We start from the raw sequence: 18,262 nt of genomic DNA, 5'->3' as shown, positions 1-18,262 counted from the left end.
AGAAGTCGGCGTCGGCGGCAGGTTCTGCGCGCAATGCGATAGCAATTAGATAAGGTCGGGTGCTGTGCCTGCTGCTGCTCCCCCTGACTCGGCCGAGGCCGACGTGCGCCCGGCCAGTGAACCGGTGCCGTTGGTGTCGGATTCCCAGTCCTTCGGTCGCGCATTCAAGGATTTCCGCGACGGATTCTCCCAGCGTGAGCTGTGGCTGGCACTCGGCTGGCAGGACATCAAGCAGCGGTACCGGCGCTCGGTGCTGGGCCCGTTCTGGATCACCATCGCCACCGGTTTGCAGGCGGCCGCGATGGGCGTCCTCTACGCCACCCTCTTCGGGCAGTCGCTGAGTTCGTATCTGCCCTACGTGACCGTCGGCCTGATCGTCTGGAATGTGATCAACGCCAGCATTCTCGAGGGCTCGGACGTCTTCATCGCCAATGAGGGCCTGATCAAACAGTTGCCGTCGGCGCTGAGCGTGCACGTGTATCGCCTGGTGTGGCGGCAGTTCCTGTTCTTCGCGCACAACCTGATCATCTATGTGGTGATGGTCGCCGCCTTCAGCATCTGGCGGCACCTGCACTGGTCGGCCCTGCTCGCGATTCCGGGTCTGCTGCTGCTGTTCCTCAACGCCATCTGGGTGACCATCGTGTTCGGCATCTTCAGCACCCGCTACCGCGACCTGGCGCCCATCCTGGGCAGCACCACGCTCATGCTGTTCGTCCTCACCCCGGTCATGTGGAAGACCTCGGCGCTGTCGGGCGCCGCGAGCGACCGCGCCAAGCTGGCCGAGCTCGTCCCCACCTTCCACTATCTGGAGATCGTGCGCGCACCCCTGCTGGGCGACCCGATCCACCTCCGCAGCTGGGTGGTGGTGGTGTCCATCACCGTCGTCGGCTGGATTGTCGCGATACTGGCTATGAAGAAGTTCCGTTCCCGAGTCCCCTACTGGGTGTGAAGGCTCAATGACCGACCATGTGAGTATCGAGACCCAGAACGCGTGGGTGGAATTCCCGATCTTCGACGCCAAATCCCGATCGCTGAAGAAGGCGGTGCTCGGCTCGGCCGGCGGCGCCATCGGGCGCAATCAGTCCGATGTGGTGGTCGTGGAGGCGCTGCGGGATATCACGCTGTCGCTGAAGGAAGGCGATCGCGTGGGCCTGGTCGGCCACAATGGCGCGGGCAAATCCACACTGCTGCGGCTGCTTTCGGGCATCTACGAACCGACCCGCGGCAGCGCGCGGATCCGCGGCCGGGTGGCGCCGGTCTTCGATCTCGGCGTGGGCATGGACCCGGAGATCTCCGGCTACGACAACATCGTGATTCGCGGCCTGTTCCTCGGGCAGACCCGCAAGCAGATGCTCGCCAAGATCGACGAGATCGCCGAGTTCACCGAATTGGGTGACTATCTCGCGATGCCGCTGCGCACCTATTCGACCGGTATGCGGGTGCGCCTGGCCATGGGCGTGGTCACCTCCATCGATCCGGAGATCCTGCTGCTCGACGAGGGCATCGGCGCGGTCGACGCGGAATTCATGAAGAAGGCCCGTATCCGGCTGCAGGAATTGGTCTCGCGCTCGGGCATTCTCGTGTTCGCCAGCCACTCCAACGAATTCCTGGCCCAGCTGTGCGATTCCGCGATGTGGATCGATCACGGGCAGGTCCGCATGCAGGGCGGCATCGAGGATGTCGTGCGAGCCTACGAGGGCCCGGAGGCGGGTGATCACGTGGCGCAGGTGCTGCGGGATCTGGAACGTGAACGTGAACCGGAACGGAATCCCGCATGAGTGAACAGTCCGCCCCCGTCTATGGCGACGAGGCACGCATCGTCGCCATCGTGGTCACGCACAAACGCCGGGACCTGCTGGCCGAGTCCCTGAAGGTGCTGTGCAGCCAGACCCGGCCGATCGATCATCTGATCGTGGTCGACAACGGCAACGAGGCCGAGGTGGGCGAGCTGGTGAAGCAACAACCCATCGAAACCACCTATGTCGGTTCGGAACACAATCTGGGCGGCGCCGGCGGTTTCGCGCTCGGCATGCTGCACGCGCTGACCATGGGCGCGGACTGGGTGTGGCTGGCCGACGACGACGGCCGGCCCGAGGGCCCGGATGTGCTTGCCACGCTGTTCGATTGCGCGCGCCGCCACGACCTGGTCGAGGTGTCGCCGGTGGTGGCGGACATCGACGATCCGGACCGGCTGGCCTTTCCGCTGCGCCGCGGCGTGGTGTGGCGGCGGCTGCGGTCGGAGCTGGGCGACGAGGACTTCCTGCCCGGCATCGCCTCCCTGTTCAACGGCGCGCTGATCTCGGCCGAGGCCGTGGACAAGATCGGCGTGCCGGATCTGCGGCTGTTCGTGCGCGGCGACGAGGTGGAGGTGCACCGGCGGCTGGTGCGGTCGGGGCTGCCGTTCGGCACCTGTCTGCAGACCGCCTATCTGCACCCCAACGGTTCGGCGGAGTTCAAGCCGATTCTCGGCGGGCGCATGCACACCCAGTACCCGGACGATCCGGTCAAGCGGTACTTCACGTATCGCAACCGCGGCTACCTGATGTCGCAGCCGGGTATGCGAAAGCTGTTGCCGCAGGAGGTCGCCCGCTTCGGGTGGTTCTTCCTGGTGCAGCAGAAGGATCCGGCCGGGTTGATGGAATGGCTACGCCTGCAGCGGCTGGGCCGCCGGGAGCAGTTCGACAAGCCGAAATCCTGACGAGAGCCAACTCTCGGGACTCTCAGGGGTGAACCCCTGGATCCCCCGGGGCGGGGCCTCGAAAAATACATTGCGCGGAACGGGGACAGCCTGACAAGGTTGTCCCCGTTCTTGTCGGCGTCGAGTCTCACGGGACTCATGAGGGAGCGAAGGAGGTGGACCACGTGACAGCGACAGTGCGGATTGTCGTGCCCTGGCGAACTCTCGCCGCACGCGTTTCCCTCTCGAATTCCCCGCGCTGAGTCCATGATCCGGGCTCGGCCCGTCGAAGGACTCAGAAATGTCTTCGGTCGACTACGACCTTCTCGTTCCCTACGGCTGGAACTCCACCTACGCCGCCGACTATCTGCCGCTGCTGGGTGACGGCCTGATTCCGGCCCGCGTGATCCGCATGGATCGCAGCGAATGCGATATCGCCGCACCCCTTCCCACCGCCGATTACCAGAGCCGGCTGACGGCCGCGGTGGTGCGCGCTCAGCTCCCGCGCTCGGATTCCGAGATCAGCGGGCTGTGCACCGGCGACTGGGTGGCCATCGATCGCGCCCGCACCGTGCGGGCGCTGCTACCGCGCCGCACCGCCATCGTCCGGGCAGCCATCTCCGGACAGCCCGATGCCCGGGCCCGATCCGCCCAGCAGGTGCTGGCCGCGAATGTGGACACCGTGCTGGTGTGCACCGCGGGCGACGGGGACATCGATCTCGGGCGCATCGAGCGGCTGCTCGCACTGGCCTGGGAATCCGGCGCCCAGCCGGCTGTGGTGCTCACCAAAGCCGATCTGGCGCACGATATTCCGATCGAGGACGTCGGGGCCGCCGCGCCGGGGGTGACCGTGCTGGCGGTCAGCGCCACCGGTGGTGCCGGCATGGACGCGCTGCACTCCCTGCTGTCCGGCACGGTCGCCCTGATCGGCCCCTCGGGTGCGGGCAAGTCCACCCTCGCCAACGCGCTGCTCGGGGCGAGGGTCTTCGCCACCAGTGCGGTCCGTGAGGGCGACAAGCGCGGCCGGCACACCACCGTGCACCGGGAACTGCGTCCGCTGCCCGGTGGCGGCACGCTCATCGACACTCCCGGACTGCGTTCGGTCGGTCTGTGGGATGCCGCCGAGGGGCTGGGCCGCACCTTCAGCGATGTCGAATCCCTGTCCGCCGACTGCCGTTTCGCCGACTGCTCGCACGAGACCGAGCCGGGCTGTGCGGTGCTCGCGGCCATCGAGTCGGGCGCCCTGCCCCGGCGGCGTCTCGACAGCTACCGCAAACTCAGCCGGGAGAACGACTGGCTGGCCGCCCGCACCGACGCCCGGCTCCGGGCCGAGCGCAAGAAGGTGTGGAAGGACATCAACAAGAGCCAGCGGCGCATGTACAAGGACCGCGGCGGCAAGCAGCGCTGATCCGTGCGTGCCCGGGGCGGCGGGTTCACCGCCCCGGGCAGAACCGCGTCCGCCATCGATATGCACCTTGTTGCATAGTGCGGTCTTCTCGCTTACCGTCCGAGATGCCAACAACCCTGAAAACCATGCGAGAGATTCCGCCCCGCCGGGTCATCCGGGCGCGGATGATCGGACACGGGGCGTCACAACAGCGGACAGGAGCGGATCCATGACCGAAGCACCGAAGCAGCTGGCGGGCCGGACCATGATCATGTCGGGCGGGAGTCGCGGCATCGGGCTGGAGATCGCCAAGCGGGCGGCGGCCGACGGCGCGAACATCACCATCATCGCGAAAACCGATACGCCACACCCCAAACTGCCCGGCACCATCCACACCGCCGCGGCCGAACTGGAGCAGGCCGGCGGCACCGTGCTGAAGTACCTCGGCGACGTGCGCGACGACGAGGCGGTGGCGGACGCGGTACGGCAGACCCGCGAGCGCTTCGGCGGCATCGATATGGTCGTGAACAATGCCTCGGCCATCGACCTGTCCCCCACCGAGACGCTGCCGATGAAGAAGTACGACCTCATGCAGGACATCAACTGCCGCGGCAGCTTCCTGCTGTCCAAGCTGAGCATCCCGGCGCTCAAGGACTCCGCGCAGGCCGGGCGCAATCCGCACATCCTCACTCTGTCGCCGCCGCTGAACCTGGATCCCAAGTGGGCGGGCACGGCACTGGGCTACACCATCGCCAAGTATGGGATGTCGCTCACCACACTGGGTTTGAGCGAGGAGCTGCGCAAGTACGGGATCGGCGTGAACTCGCTGTGGCCGCGCACCACCATCGCCACGGCGGCCGTGAAGAACTTGCTCGGCGGCGAGGAGATGGTCTCCACCTCGCGCACGCCCGACATCTACGCCGATGCCGCCTACCTGGTGCTCACCTCGCCGGCCAAGGACACCACCGGCAACTTCTTCATCGATGACGAAGTCCTTGCCGCGCACGGCATCACCGATCTCGACAAGTACCGGGTGGTGCCCGGCGACGGCCCGCTCACCACCGATCTGTTCCTCTGAGCAGTACCGGTTCCCGCTGAAAACGAAACATGGCCCGGGACAAGGCGTCCCGGGCCATGGTCAGGCGATTATCCTGCCCTCTAGTCGATTCCGTAGAGGCGTTCCCAGTTCTCACGACTGGTGAGTTCCGGCATGGCGGCCCGCCAGCGGCGCTGCAGATCGGGCAGGTCCCTGCGGAGCTTCCGCAGCACGCGGTAGGAGCGCAGCAGCAGGCGGCGCGCGGTTTCCTTGTCGCGCACGCGGACCCGGACACCGGACTGCGAGGCGTCGGTGACGACCACGTGGTTGAACAGGCCGACGTGCCACCAGTGCGCGTCCTCGCGGGTGACCGCGACCGGGCCCGGGATGACCCGGCCGGTCCACTGGCTGAGGGCGCGCTTGTAGAGCACCAGCAGCGGGTGGCTGGGCTCGCCGCCGGCCCGGCGGACGTGCAGATGCGCGTTGGGGACCGGGGAGGTGGCGGCCGGGTGCTTGACCGTCTCCGGGTAGTCCGACCGCGAGCCGCGGGCCTTGGCCAGCGCCTCGATGCCGCCGTCGCGCAGGATCTCCGGACCCCTCAGATAGTCCTCGATGCCCTGCAGGGTGGTGTGCGCCAGACCGTACTGCATGCCGACCAGGTACTCACCGATCTCCCGGAACAGCTGGCGGGTAACGGATTTCGCGTCCAGGTCATGGTGCAGGGAGGACACGATGAGCGAGTTGCGCGAGGAGAAGTAGCGCGCCCAGTCGTCGAAGTCCTTCCAGTAGAAGTCGGCGTGCCACACGGCGGCATTGGGCAGGGTGACGGTGACGAAACCGTTCTCCCGTGCGCGCAGGCCGTATTCCACGTCGTCCCACTGGAAGAAGATCGGCACCGGCAGCCCGATCTTCTTGACCACCTCGGCCGGGATGAGGCAGGTCCACCAGGCCTGGTAGCCGGCGTCCACGCGGCGTTCCTGGTGTTTCTTGAGCATGGAGGTGTTGCGCAGCGCCTTGGCCACCTTCTGGCCGTGGCGCAGCCTGCCCAGATTCGTCTCTTCCGCACCGACATTCAGGTAGTCGGGGTTGAACAGGAAGAGCATCTGCGCGCCCACCAGGGTGGGTTCCACGGTCAGGTTGGCGAAAGCGTTGAGCCGCAGCACCGTTTCCGGTTCGCACAGGATGTCGTCGTCCATGAGGATGACGTCGGCGTGCTCGTTGGCGCCCGACACCTCGTAGAGGCCGCGGGTGAAGCCGCCCGCGCCACCGAGATTCGGCTGCCGGATGTAGCGCAGCTTGTCGCCGAACTTCGGCTGGGTCTCGGCGAACAGCGCCTGATCCTGCACCAGGTCGGTGCCCTGGTCGACCACGTACACGGCGTCGATGAGCGACAGCACGGTGGTGTCGGAGGCCAGGGCCGCAACGGTATCGGCACAGTCCTGAGCGCGGTTGAAGGTGCAGATGGCGATGGCCACCGGGCGCACCTGCTCGGGCGCGGCCGCGGTCCACGCCAGATCGGTGAGCACGGCCTCGCCGCCGAGCGCCTCGATCTCCAGCCAGATCGCGCCGCCGTCGACGTACATGTCCAGCGGCGCGCGCAGCACCACCCGGCCGGTCTCCTTGACCACCGCGGTGTCGACCACCCGGCGGTGCCCGGCGATATCGGAGGCGGCCAGCCGGATCCGTACCTTGCCGGTGACCTCGAGGGTCATCCCGACCTCGACCTCGGTGACGGTGGTCCACCGCTGCCAGTAGGCGGCGGCGAAGCGCCCGAAGTAGGTGTTGGTGCTGACCGACGCGCCCTTTTCCAGGCGTAGCGCCTGCCGCTCGCGGGTGACCTTACCCTTCGCCACCGCGTACAGGTCGTCACTGATCTTCGGCGCGGGCCCGGTGAAGATGCCCCGCGCCAGCACCAGCCGCTCCGGCGCGGTGTGTTCCGCGCGCAGGGTCGCGGGGGCCTCCTCGGGGCTCTTCCGGTCCTCGGTTTCGGTCACGGCCTGCCCAGCCGACGCATCCATGAATCCCTCGACATCCTTTGAATACTCAGACACCGGCACATCCGACGTGGTCGCATCGCCACTGTCACTGTCTTGCTCGGCGGGCCGAGAATATCAGTGCCTATTGGGCTCCGCTGCGCTCCGGCTGTTCGATCAGGAGTTATTCGTTCCCGAAGCCGGTTTGGCGAAGACGAATTTCCCATAGGCCCAGAATCGGAAGCCCATGGCCACGGCCTGGCCGACGAGGGTCCCGGAAACGTTGTCCGCCAACGGACTGTCCAGCCCGAGAACATAGCGTGAGAAACCCAGGCAGCCCAGCTGCAGGCCGATGGCCATCACATTCAGCGCCGCGTACATGAGGATGTGCCGGGCGCCGGTATCGCCGTCGTGGTCGGAGTAGGTCCACCACTTGTTGCCGAAATAGGTGACCACCGTGGCCACCCCGATGGAAATGATCTTGGCGACCAGCGGGGCGCGGAACAGCGGGCCCTCGCCGCCCAGGAAGACCAGCAGGTTGTAGGTGCCCGCATCGACCACGAAACCGATCGCACCGACCACCAGAAATGCCCCGCCCCGCTGCAGCAGGGCCCGGACCTTGCCGGTCAGAGAGGCATTCGGGGTGGGTTCATCCACCGCCGTGGACTCGTTCGCAGGCACCGGCCGACGGTACCCCAACCCGCCGCACCCATATACCTGTGAAGGTCGGGTACCCTCCCGGTGTTCATATTCGCCTCCGATCAGAGGATTGACCGGGTGGACTCCACCGAGCTTCGTATTGCCGCCATTGTGCCGTGCCACAACGAAGAGGCCGCCGTCGCGAAGGTCGTCACCGACCTCCAGGCCGCCGTCCCGGGCATAGTCGTCTACGTCTACGACAACCTGAGCACCGACGCCACCGCCGAGAAGGCGCGCGCCGCCGGGGCGATCGTGCGGACCGAGAACCGCAAGGGCAAGGGCAATGTGGTGCGCCGCGCCTTCGCCGACATCGAAGCCGACGTGTACCTGATGGTCGACGGCGACGACACCTACGACGCCGCCGCGGCCCCCGAGATGATCCGCACCCTGCTGGCGGGCCCGTACGACCACGTGCTGGGCGTGCGCCGCGAGGTCGAGGCCGGATCGGCGTACCGGGCCGGGCACGAGACCGGCAACAAGATCCTCAACGGCGTGGTGGGCAAGGTGTTCGGCGAGAACGTCGAGGACATGCTCAGCGGCTACCGGGTGTTCTCCCGCCGCTTCGTGAAGTCGTTCCCCGCGGTGTCGCGGGAATTCGAGATCGAGACCGAGCTGACCGTGCACTCGCAGCACCTGCGGGTGCCGCAGACGGCCGTCCCGGTCGGCTTCCGGGACCGGCCCGCGGGCAGCGAGTCCAAGCTGCGCACCTACAGCGACGGCTTCAAGATCCTGCGCCTCATCTTCGGCCTGGCCCGGCACGAGCGGCCGGTCGCCTTCTACGGCCTGTTCGGCACGCTGGCCTGGCTCGTCTCGGTCATCCTGATCACGCCGATAGTGATCGAGTTCTACGAGATCCACCAGGTCCCGCGCTTCCCGACCCTGTTCCTCGGCTTCACGCTGCTGCTGCTCGGCAGCCTGGCCTGGACCGCCGGCCTGATCCTGGACGGCATCCGCCGCTCCCGGCACGAGGCCGCGCGCCTGATGTACCTGCGTTACTCCGCGGTCGGCGAGACCGACCCCGAGGCCCGGCCGGGCGGTTCGCTGCGATGACGGTGCGGCTTGCCGGGCAGAATCCCGACGGCACAGCAGAATCGGACATCGTGGTTACCGAGGTGGACGACAGCACGACCCGCGAGACACCGGACTCGGGCGCTCCCGCGCCCCGGCCGGCCGGATCGCGACGCGCGGTGATCGGCATCGAGCGGCGGTTCGGTTCGGCCGCCGTGGCGTTCGTGCTGATCGCAGGCGTCTTCGGCGCGGTGTGGTCGGTACTGACGCCCCCGTTCTGGGGCCACGACGAGATCACCCAGTTCGGCCGCGCCTACCAGGTCGCGCACGGCGGCTTCCTGCCCGAGAAGATCCACGACGATCGCGGCCCGGCGTGGGGCGGCGACGTGCCGGTCAGCATCGACGCGCTGATGAGCTACGCGTTCAACGACTATCAGGACAACCCGGACGAGCCGGAGCCCATGGTCGAGGACCCGCACGTCTACGACCAGCTCGGCGGGGCCGCTGTCTCCGCGCAGACCAAGCAGGTGTGGTTCACCAATACCGCGGCCTACTCCCCCATCCCGTACTTGCCGCCCGCCGCGGGCATCCGCATCGCCGAGACCTTCGACCTCAGTGTCGGCGGCATGGTGCTGGCCACCCGCTGGGCCGGGCTGATCGCCTACCTGGTGATCGTCGGTTTCGCGCTGCGCGTGCTGCGCGGGCACCGGGTGCAGTGGCTGGCCTTCACCGTCGCGGTGCTGCCCATCGCGCTGTTCCAGGCCGGTACCGTCACCGCGGACACCGTCACCAACGCGCTCGCCCTGCTGGTGTCGGCGCTGGTGGTGAAGGGCCTGTTCCTGGGCGAGCGGCTGTCCAAGCCGGAGACGGTGGCCGCGCTCGCCACCACCGTCCTGCTGCCGGTGTGCAAACCGACCTATGTGCTGATCGCCATGCTCACCGTGCTGATCCCCGTGCGCCGCTTCGGCTTCGGCGGCGCCTCGGAGCGCGTCGCCATATGGCAGCGGGCGCTGCCGTGGGCGGCCGCGGGTGTCGGCGCGGTCTCGTTCGCGGTGTGGATGAAGATCGCCGCACCGACCGGCGACGGCATGAGCCTGATGCGGCCCGAGAAGGATTGGGGCAGCGTGCGCCCGGGCGACCAGCTGCACGGCATTCTGACCGGCCCGTTCCATTTCCTGCGGGTGTTCGGCGACAGCATCGCGCGCCGCGACCAGCACTGGTTCACCCAGTTCTTCGGTGAGCTCGGCTTCTCATACGTCGAGGTGCCCGCGCTCACCATTCTGGCGAGCCTGCTGGCCTTCACCATGAGCATCGGCGCCGCCGAGCGCTTCTCGGCGCGCGGCGCGGACCGCACCCGCACCTGGCTGGTGCTGCTGACCATCGCGGCCAGCGTGGCCATGATCTACGTGACGCTGTACATGTCCTTCACGCCGGTCGGCTATTTCATCATCGACGGCGTGCAGGGCCGCTACTTCGTGCCGCTGGCGGTGCTGGGCCTGGCGGTGGTGCTGCGCTGGATGCCGCTGCGGCTCACCGACGCCGCGGGCCGGGTCCCGGTGCGGGGCGCGGCGATCACCGTGGTGGCGGCCACCTCGGTCGCGCTCATCGCCGCGGTCGTGAAGTACTCGACTATCGTCTGGGGATGACCCCCTGGGGAGTCCGATGGCCGCGCTGGTCATGGACTCGATGGCGTCGATGGTCACGCGCGCGGCGAATTGCCGTGGTGTTGCTGATCATTGTCGCCATCCTCCTGACTCCCGTCGCGGCGGCCGCAGGGTTCCTGCGGCTGGAGGACGCGGGCACGACGCGGGCCGACGCCCGCACCCGCGGCCACGACGCCATCTGGCTCGGGCACGCCTGGGTCGACGGCCGTAAATCCGACGCCGATATCGCCCAGCTGGGAATTCGGCTGTCGGGGACCGGAATCAAGGATCTGTACGTGCACACCGGGCCGCTCGGCAATGACGGCACGCTATCCCCGGAGCTCTGTCCGCAGGCCCGCTGGTTCGTCGAGGCGGTGCGCCGGACGCTGCCCGGAATTCGCGTGCAGGCCTGGCTCGGAGATGTGCTCACCCCCGAATTCGACGGCCTGAATACCGATGATCCGGGGACCCGCGATCATGTCCGCACGGCATCGTCCCAGGCCCTCGATCTGGGATTCGACGGCATTCACTTCGATTTCGAGCCGGTGCGCTCCGGATCGCGCGGCTATATCGCCATCCTCGATCAGGTGCGTGCCCTCACCGCGGCCCGGCACGCACTGCTGTCGGTGTCCGCTCCGGTTATCGATCCGCTACCCGGATTGCATTCGTTCGGCGTCGCGTTGTTCGATCACGGGAAATGGTGGTCGCAGGCCTATTTCGCCGATGTGGCCCGGCACGTGGACCAAATCGCGATCATGTCCTACGACACCGCCATGCCGACCCGCGCGCTCTATGGCGGATATGTCGCCCAGCAGACCGGTCTGGCCCTTCAGGTCACGCCGCCCGGCACGGATCTGCTGATGGGACTGCCCGCATTCCGGGCCGAGAACGCGGCTCATCACGGCGCGGCCGAAACCGTCGCCGCCGCATTGCGCGGCGTGCGACTGGGACTGGGCCGCACCGGGCCCGCCCGGCCGGCATTCGGGGTCGCGCTCTATGTGGATTTCGCGGCCACCCAACAGGATTGGAACGACTACCGGCGGGACTGGTGCTAGGCCGGCTTTTCGCCCGCGGCTAGATCACCTGTTCACCCGCGGCGAGGTACGCGGATTCGGTGGCGGCTTTCTGTGGCCGCCACCAGGATTCATTCTCGCGGTACCAGTCGACGGTGGCCGCCAGGCCCTTGCGGAAATCGTGATATCGCGGCTCCCAGCCGAGTTCGGTGCGCAGCAGGGAGGCGTCGATGGCGTAGCGCAGATCGTGGCCGGGACGGTCGGTGACGTGGTCGTAGTCGTCCGGGGCGCGGCCGAAGGCCTCCAGGATCAGCTCCACCACGGACTTGTTGTCGCGCTCGCCATCGGCGCCGATCAGGTAGGTCTGGCCGATTCGCCCGCGCTCCAGGATTTCCCAGACCGCGTTGTTGTGGTCGTCCACGTGGATCCAGTCGCGCACCTGGTGACCCGCGCCGTAGAGGCGGGGGCGGACACCGTCGATGAGATTGGTGATCTGGCGCGGGATGAACTTCTCCACATGCTGGTAGGGCCCATAGTTGTTGGAGCAGTTGGAGATTGTGGCCTGCACCCCGAAGGACCGCACCCAGGCGCGGACCAGCATGTCGCTGGAAGCCTTGCTGGCCGAATATGGACTCGACGGGTTGTAGGGCGTGTTCTCGCCGAATGCCGAGGGGTCGTCGAGTTCCAGATCGCCGTACACCTCGTCGGTGGAGATGTGGTGGTAGCGCACCTGATGGCGGCGCACCGCCTGGAGCAGCGAATAGGTGCCGACGATATTGGTCTGGACAAACGGCCACGGGTCGGCGAGCGAATTGTCGTTGTGGGATTCGGCGGCGAAATGCACCACCGCGTCCACGCCGCCCACCAGGCGATCCACCAGCGCGGCGTCGGCGATGTCGCCGTGCACGAACTCGATTCGGTCCGCAACCGGGTCGAGTGAGGCGCGATTGCCCGCATAGGTGAGTTTGTCCAGCACGGTGACATCCACGCCGGGACGCGTAGTCACGGTCTGGTGAACGAAGTTCGCGCCGATGAAGCCGGCGCCGCCGGTTACGAGCAGTCGCACACCGAAACACTACGACGGCCGGGGCGAACGTCCGCGCGGGGTCCGGGGAGTTGCCGTCTCTACACCAATCGGGCGGTGGTTGTGCGCGGATTCGGACATCCCGTTGAAACAAATGCACTTAATTGAAAGACGGCCCCTCGGGCGAAATGTCGCAATTCCCCGTTGCCGCTGCGATTTTCATGCGACGGACGTCACGACTTTGCACACGACGCGTGTGACCTTCGTCACAAGGAAGCGCGCCGGTAACCATCCGGGGGTCAGATATCCAGATCCAAACCCTGTCCTACGCTGCGCATTTCGGCTAGCTTGCAAACCGCGCAATCGACATGGTGAACAAAAATTGAACGGACGGTCACGGGGGGTTCACCGCTCGTTAGCTGTTCTCGATTTCGATTCCAGATGTCCCCCCGAGCTCTCCGATGAGGTTTCTACAAATGCTGATGAGGAAATTCGCCGCCACCGCAGCGCTGGCCGTCGCGGCCGTGGCCGTCACCGCCGGCACCGTGAACGCTGCGCCCGCCGAGCAGGCTGACAACGGCGTGATCAACTACTCGGCCGTCAACTCCGACAACGGTGCGATCATCCACACCGACGCCGGTTCCATGGTCATCGAGAACAACACCTTCGAGATCAAGGCCGCCAACGGCACCGTCGTCGCCGGCATGCCGCTGAGCTTCCGGGTCGACGACTTCGAGTTCCCGATCGCCGCGCAGATCGCCGACGACCACACCGCCACCATCACGCCTCAGTACGACATGGACCACGCGGTCTACAAGCCGGTCGCCCTGCCCTACGAGGACCAGGCCCCCTGGAAGTCCGACTACGACCGCGAGGTCGCCGCGTTCAACCGCATGAAGGACACCATCTCCACCGGCGCCACCATCGGCACCCTGGTCGGCGGTCTCGGTGGCGCGACTCTCGGCTGCATCGCCGGTGTCGGCGTGGGTCTGGTCGCCACCGGCGCCCTGGCCACCCTGTTCGGCGCCGGCCCGCTCGCGGGTTGCGTCGTCGGCGCGGCCACCGTCGGCTTCCTGGGCACCCTCGCCGGTCAGCTGTTCGTGACCGCGCCGGTCGCGATCGCCGCCGTGATCCAGTACTTCTCCACTGTCAACGAGCCGCACATCCAGTCCAAGTAAGCGGCCTGCTGCGTCACGAAACCCCCGCCCGGATCACCTCCGGGCGGGGGTTTCGCCGTTTGCCGGGAACCGCTGCGGCGGAACAGATGTGGGGCTCGAGATCGGCGCCCCGAGCCCCACATCATCAATCAGGCTGCACCCCAGCCGAATCGATCAGCGTGCATCACACCCGATCACGCCGTGCGAGCGACCTGCCCGGCCTCGAGGCGGTCGCGGACGAAGCGGGCCACCTGAGCCAGGGCGGCCCGGCTCTCCGGCATGGCGGGGAAGATGGCCATGAAGGCGTGCACCTGGCCGCGCCAGATCTGGAGCGTGGCGGGCACGCCGGACTGGGCCAGGCGCAGCGCCATGATCTCGCTGTCGCGGCGCAGCACCTCGTCCTCGGCGACGATGAGCAGCGCGGGCGGCAGTCCGGCCAGCACATTGTTGACCGGTGAGAGTCGCGGATCCAGGCAGCCGTCCACCTCGGCCCCCAGCTTGATCACGGACTCCAGCGCGGACAGCGGAATCAGCGCGTCGCGGCGGTAGTTGGGGTGGGCCCGCTTCTCGGTGCAGTCCAGATCCAGTGCGGGGCACAGCCCGACGAGTCCGGCGGGGACGGGCAATCCGGCGTCGCGGGCGCGCAGGGCGGTCGCGAAGGTCATGTAGCCACCCGCGGAGTCGCCCGCGAACACCACCTTCGAGGCCGGGACGCCGTGCGCCAGCAACCATTTGTAAGCGGTCAGGCAGTCGGTGACGGATCCGGCGATATCGGTCTCGGGCAGCTGCCGGTACTCCACGCTCACCACCGGCAGCCCGGTGCGGCGGGCGATGGCGGCGACCACGGGGCGGTGGGTGTCGAGCCCGCACAGGAAGAAGCCGCCGCCGTGCATGTACAGCACCGCGCCGTCGCGCAGCGCCTTGCGGGCCCCGGCGGGGCGCACGATCTCCATGCGGAAGCCGTTGAGCCGTACCTGTTCCCGCTCCACTCCCCGGGGAGCCGGGCGCAGCTTGGCCAGGCTGTTGATGAGCGTGCTCGCCACCGGCATGGAGGCGACCGTGACGGGCACCAGCTCGCCGGCGGGCCGGATCACGGTGCGGGCCACGACCGTCAGCGCGCGGGCGGCGGCACTGGTCCGGTTGGGGTTCTGGACGGGGACGTCGTCATGGGCCGTATCTGTCACAGACCGGTCGTGAGCCATCGCGCACCTACCTCGTTGTTGGCGCGCCGAGCCGTTCGTTCCGGAGCACCGATACGTTGGCTCGGCACCCGGCGCGCGAGAGTCGGCGCTGACATCTCACATAGCGTTGTTTCAGAACACCATGGGAACGTGACCTACGCAACAGTTATCGCCGTATCCGCATGCCGGTAAACGGCCGTGATCGATTCGAAGTCCAGTCGGAACCTGACCGCCGCGCTTCGCGATCGAACTGGCAGACTGTCGTGACATGCGCGGAATCATCCTGGCCGGGGGCACCGGATCGCGGTTGCACCCGATCACGCGCGGGGTGAGCAAACAGCTGGTCCCGGTGTACGACAAACCGATGGTGTACTACCCCCTGTCCACACTCATGCTGGCGGGGATCCGGGACATCCTGGTGATCACCACTCCCGAGGACGCCGACGCCTTCGCCCGGCTGCTCGGCGACGGCAGCCAGTTCGGCGTCTCCATCTCCTACGTGGTGCAGCCGGAACCGGACGGACTGGCCCGCGCGTTCGTGCTGGGCGCCGGCCACATCGGCACCGAGAGCGCCGCGCTGGTGCTGGGCGACAACATCTTCCACGGTCCCGGGCTGGGCACCCAGCTGCAGACCTTCCACGATCTGGACGGCGGCGCGGTCTTCGCCTACCGGGTCTCCGACCCCACCGCCTACGGCGTGGTCGAATTCGCCGAGGGCCGGGCCATTTCCATCGAGGAGAAGCCCGAGGCGCCGCGCTCCAACTACGCGATCCCGGGGCTGTACTTCTACGACAACGACGTGCTCGCCATCGCGCGCGACCTGAAGCCCTCGGACCGCGGCGAATACGAGATCACCGATATCAACCGCACCTACCTGGAACAGGGCCGGCTGCAGGTCCAGGTGCTGGCCCGGGGCACCGCCTGGCTCGACACCGGCACCTTCGACTCCCTGCTGGACGCCGCCAATTACGTGCGCACCATCGAGGAGCGGCAGGGCCTCAAGATCGGCGTGCCGGAGGAGGTGGCCTGGCGGCTCGGCTTCATCGGCGACGATGAACTGACCCGGCTGGCCGAACCCCTGGTGCGTTCGGGCTACGGAAAGTACCTGCTGGGCCTGCTGGACCACGGGCGAAGCTGGGAGTAGACGGTATGGGATTCAACGACGTGCGGATTCGGGAACTGTCGGTACCTGGCGCGTGGGAGTTCACGCCCCGGCTGCACGGAGACGAGCGCGGCGTCTTCTACGAGTCGTTCAAGGCCTCGGAATTCGAGAAGGCGGTGGGACGGCCTTTCGACCTGCTGCAGGTCAATATCTCCACGTCCGCCGCAGGGGTGCTGCGCGGCATCCACTACACCGAGAATCCGCCCGGGCAGGCCAAATACGTGACCTGCGTGCGCGGCGCGTTCCTGGACGTGGTGGTGGACCTGCGCCGCGACTCCCCCACCTTCGGCCGCTGGGACGCGGTCGTCATCGACGACGTGGAGCGCAAGTCGGTGTATTTGTCCGAGGGTCTTGGGCACGCGCTGCTGTCGCTGGAGGACGACTCCACCGTCAACTACCTGTGCTCGCTCGAGTACTCCCCCGAATTCGACCGGGACCTGGACGCTTTCGACCCGGACCTGGCCATCGAGTGGCCGGCCGCCGGCCGCAACGGCGAACCGCTCACCTATGTCCGCTCGGACAAGGACGCCGCCGCTCCGCGCCTGGCGCAGCTCCCCCGCCTCCCCGGAACTTCGGCGCGCGGCTGAGAGCCGTCGCCAGTCCGGCACGCGTGCCGGCGGGTCGAGTGCCGAACCGATTCGGACGTTCCCGACTCTCGCGAAATCAGTGATTACGTCGCCGGGGCGCATCGCGTAACGCGATGCGCCCCGGCACTTTTCGGAGGCTTCACCTGTGTGAGCGGCAAGCGAAGCCACGCTGACGTCAACCGGCCAGTTCGACCTCCAGGTCACGGGCCTCCTGGCGGCGGGCCCGCAGCCGGGGCAGGAAGACCGTGAGGGCGACCAGGGCGCCGACGATCGACACACCGGCGGCGAATTCCAGGCCGGGACGGTAGATGTCGAGCATGGCCGCGGGGGTCGGCTCGCTCGGCACGCTCGAGGTGACGATGGCGGTGGTCACCGCGAGCACGATGGCCGCGCCGACCTGCATGGCGGTCTGCAGCACACCGGCGGCCAGACCCTGCTCGTCATCGTCGATACCGCTGGTGGCCTGGATGTTGATGGCGGGGAAGCCGACCCAGCCGATGCCGACCAGCAGCACTGCGGGCAGCAGGACCGTCAGATAGGACGGCGCGGTGTCTATGCGCAGGTACAGCAGATAGCCGACGGCCATGACCACCATGGTGATCGCGATGATCGGGCCGGTGCCGAAGCGGTCGACGAGCTTGTCGGAGACGAAGGCCGAGGCGACCACCAGCAGGCCGACCGGCAACAGCGCCATGGACAGCTTCAGCGGCGACCAGCCGAGAGTGTCCTGCAGGTACAGCGTGGTGATGAACTGCCAGCTGAAGTACGAACCGGCGACCGCGATGATGGCCAGGCCGGCCCGGACCAGCGTGGGCTTGCGCAGGATGCCCAGGCGCACCAGCGGGTAGCGCACCCTGGACTCGGCGTAGACGAACGCCGCACCCAGCACGGCCACCGCGACGAACGATCCGATGGTGCGGGCCGAGCCCCAGCCCGCCTGCGGCGCCGAGACCACGGTGTAGACGAGCAGCAGCATGGTCGCGGTGGACAGCAGCGCGCCGATCAGGTCGTGGCCGCCCTCCTCGGCGGGCTTGTCCTCGGGGACGAGGAAATACGCGGCGGCCAGTGCGGCCAGGGCCACCGGCACCGGGAGCAGGAAGGTCCAGCGCCAGCCGAGACCGGTCATCAGGCCGCCGAACAGCAGGCCCATGGAGTAGCCGCCGGCGCCGAACACGGTGTAGATGGACAGCGCCTTGTTACGGGCCGGTCCCTCTAGGAAATTCGTGGTGATGATGGACAGTCCGGTCGGCGCGGTGAACGCGGCGGCCAGGCCCTTCACGAAACGGGTGAGGATGAGCAGTGCGGGCGAGCTCACCAGCGCGCCGGCGAGCGAGGCCAGGGCGAACACGGCCAGGGCGATCAGGAAGACCTTGCGGCGCCCCAGCAGGTCGGCGGTGCGGCCGCCCAGCAGCAGCAGGCCGCCGTAGCCGAGCACGTAACCGCTGACCAGCCACTGCAGGGTGGAGGTCTGGATGTGGAGTTCGGTGCCGATCGACGGCAGCGCGACGCCGATCATCGATACGTCGAGGCCGTCCAGGAACAGCACGATGCACAGGGTGATGAGCATGCCCCAGAGCCGGCCGGTCCACTGCGTGGTGTCGGCCGCGGTGCTCACTGCGGGGCGGGTCTCGGTGGAAGTCACGAGAAGCGACAGTACATGCGCGTGCATCAAATGCACAAGCATTTAATGCGGTTGCATGATTCTTCCGGACGGA

Annotated in this window: 16 protein-coding genes; 11 read left to right on the top strand and 5 right to left on the bottom strand. The window is 67.6% G+C overall.

From position 1 onward, the window contains the following. The first annotated feature begins 103 nt into the window (after positions 1-103). The 5 genes from wzm to ON33_RS00635 all read left to right on the top strand — a co-directional run bounded on the left by wzm (position 104) and on the right by ON33_RS00635 (position 5,142). Complete coding sequence (wzm, locus tag ON33_RS00655; protein ID WP_040853707.1) at positions 104-949, top strand: galactan export ABC transporter permease subunit Wzm/RfbD; 846 nt, start codon at positions 104-106, stop codon at positions 947-949. Between the two features lie 7 nt (positions 950-956). Next, positions 957-1,778, top strand: coding sequence for a galactan export ABC transporter ATP-binding subunit Wzt/RfbE (wzt, locus tag ON33_RS00650; RefSeq protein WP_040853706.1), 822 nt, complete (start codon positions 957-959; stop codon positions 1,776-1,778). Then, positions 1,775-2,698, top strand: coding sequence for a galactofuranosyltransferase GlfT1 (gene glfT1 / locus ON33_RS00645; protein ID WP_040853704.1), 924 nt, complete (start codon positions 1,775-1,777; stop codon positions 2,696-2,698). The genes wzt and glfT1 overlap by 4 nt, the downstream gene beginning before the upstream one ends. 280 nt (positions 2,699-2,978) lie before the next feature. Continuing rightward, a complete protein-coding gene (gene rsgA / locus ON33_RS00640; protein ID WP_040853702.1) occupies positions 2,979-4,085 on the top strand; it encodes a ribosome small subunit-dependent GTPase A in 1,107 nt (368 codons plus the stop codon). 208 nt (positions 4,086-4,293) lie between these two features. Then, positions 4,294-5,142 carry an SDR family oxidoreductase gene (locus ON33_RS00635; RefSeq protein ID WP_040853699.1) on the top strand — a complete coding sequence of 283 codons (849 nt, stop codon included), beginning with the start codon at positions 4,294-4,296 and terminating at the stop codon, positions 5,140-5,142. Positions 5,143-5,222: 80 nt separating this feature from the next. Here the strand turns inward: ON33_RS00635 and ON33_RS00630 are convergent, their stop codons facing one another. Beyond that, positions 5,223-7,118, bottom strand: a complete 1,896-nt coding sequence (locus ON33_RS00630; protein WP_051151523.1) for a glycosyltransferase — start codon at positions 7,116-7,118, stop codon at positions 5,223-5,225. 132 nt (positions 7,119-7,250) lie between these two features. Next, a complete protein-coding gene (locus ON33_RS00625; protein ID WP_063710917.1) occupies positions 7,251-7,754 on the bottom strand; it encodes a GtrA family protein in 504 nt (167 codons plus the stop codon). A gap of 96 nt (positions 7,755-7,850) precedes the next feature. On the opposite strand from ON33_RS00625, the gene ON33_RS00620 reads away from it, so the two are divergent. From ON33_RS00620 to ON33_RS00610, 3 genes are all read left to right on the top strand, one after another. Further along, the gene (locus tag ON33_RS00620; protein ID WP_040853694.1) at positions 7,851-8,822 is read left to right on the top strand and encodes a glycosyltransferase; all 972 of its coding nucleotides are present in this window, start codon (positions 7,851-7,853) and stop codon (positions 8,820-8,822) included. Then, positions 8,819-10,426, top strand: coding sequence for a DUF2142 domain-containing protein (locus tag ON33_RS00615; RefSeq protein WP_083868498.1), 1,608 nt, complete (start codon positions 8,819-8,821; stop codon positions 10,424-10,426). Before ON33_RS00620 ends, ON33_RS00615 begins: the two co-directional genes overlap by 4 nt. A 77-nt stretch (positions 10,427-10,503) precedes the next feature. Next, on the top strand, positions 10,504-11,478 hold the full coding sequence (locus ON33_RS00610; protein WP_245550242.1) for a glycoside hydrolase family 18 protein: 975 nt from the start codon (positions 10,504-10,506) through the stop codon (positions 11,476-11,478). 19 nt (positions 11,479-11,497) lie between these two features. Here the strand turns inward: ON33_RS00610 and rfbB are convergent, their stop codons facing one another. Next, positions 11,498-12,502: a dTDP-glucose 4,6-dehydratase gene (gene rfbB / locus ON33_RS00605; protein ID WP_040853690.1), complete on the bottom strand. Its 1,005-nt coding sequence runs from the start codon at positions 12,500-12,502 to the stop codon at positions 11,498-11,500. 434 nt (positions 12,503-12,936) lie between these two features. Here rfbB and ON33_RS00600 point away from each other — a divergent pair, with 434 nt between their 5' ends. Beyond that, positions 12,937-13,638, top strand: a complete 702-nt coding sequence (locus ON33_RS00600; RefSeq protein WP_040853688.1) for a DUF8020 domain-containing protein — start codon at positions 12,937-12,939, stop codon at positions 13,636-13,638. Positions 13,639-13,811: 173 nt separating this feature from the next. On the opposite strand, the gene ON33_RS00595 is transcribed toward ON33_RS00600, so the two are convergent. Beyond that, positions 13,812-14,801 (bottom strand): alpha/beta hydrolase, encoded by a 990-nt coding sequence (locus tag ON33_RS00595; protein ID WP_040853687.1) that lies wholly within the window; start codon positions 14,799-14,801, stop codon positions 13,812-13,814. 265 nt (positions 14,802-15,066) lie between these two features. Between ON33_RS00595 and rfbA the strand changes: the two genes are divergently transcribed. Continuing rightward, positions 15,067-15,942, top strand: coding sequence for a glucose-1-phosphate thymidylyltransferase RfbA (rfbA, locus tag ON33_RS00590; protein WP_040853685.1), 876 nt, complete (start codon positions 15,067-15,069; stop codon positions 15,940-15,942). 20 nt (positions 15,943-15,962) lie between these two features. Continuing rightward, complete coding sequence (locus ON33_RS00585; protein ID WP_040853931.1) at positions 15,963-16,547, top strand: dTDP-4-dehydrorhamnose 3,5-epimerase family protein; 585 nt, start codon at positions 15,963-15,965, stop codon at positions 16,545-16,547. Between the two features lie 175 nt (positions 16,548-16,722). On the opposite strand, the gene ON33_RS00580 is transcribed toward ON33_RS00585, so the two are convergent. Further along, positions 16,723-18,189 (bottom strand): MFS transporter, encoded by a 1,467-nt coding sequence (locus ON33_RS00580; RefSeq protein WP_040853929.1) that lies wholly within the window; start codon positions 18,187-18,189, stop codon positions 16,723-16,725. Positions 18,190-18,262 lie beyond the last annotated feature (73 nt).

The sequence above is a fragment of the Nocardia niigatensis NBRC 100131 genome (assembly GCF_000308655.1).
GTDB lineage: Bacteria > Actinomycetota > Actinomycetes > Mycobacteriales > Mycobacteriaceae > Nocardia > Nocardia niigatensis.
This window is presented reverse-complemented; position numbering and strand designations above follow the sequence as displayed.

Coding starts and splice junctions, on each gene's coding strand:
- wzt (WP_040853706.1), top strand. CDS start 957: ATGACCGACCATGTGAGTATCGAGACCCAGAACGCGTGGGTGGAATTC.
- glfT1 (WP_040853704.1), top strand. CDS start 1,775: ATGAGTGAACAGTCCGCCCCCGTCTATGGCGACGAGGCACGCATCGTC.
- rsgA (WP_040853702.1), top strand. CDS start 2,979: ATGTCTTCGGTCGACTACGACCTTCTCGTTCCCTACGGCTGGAACTCC.
- ON33_RS00635 (WP_040853699.1), top strand. CDS start 4,294: ATGACCGAAGCACCGAAGCAGCTGGCGGGCCGGACCATGATCATGTCG.
- ON33_RS00630 (WP_051151523.1), bottom strand. CDS start 7,118: ATGGATGCGTCGGCTGGGCAGGCCGTGACCGAAACCGAGGACCGGAAG.
- ON33_RS00615 (WP_083868498.1), top strand. CDS start 8,819: ATGACGGTGCGGCTTGCCGGGCAGAATCCCGACGGCACAGCAGAATCG.
- ON33_RS00600 (WP_040853688.1), top strand. CDS start 12,937: ATGCTGATGAGGAAATTCGCCGCCACCGCAGCGCTGGCCGTCGCGGCC.
- rfbA (WP_040853685.1), top strand. CDS start 15,067: ATGCGCGGAATCATCCTGGCCGGGGGCACCGGATCGCGGTTGCACCCG.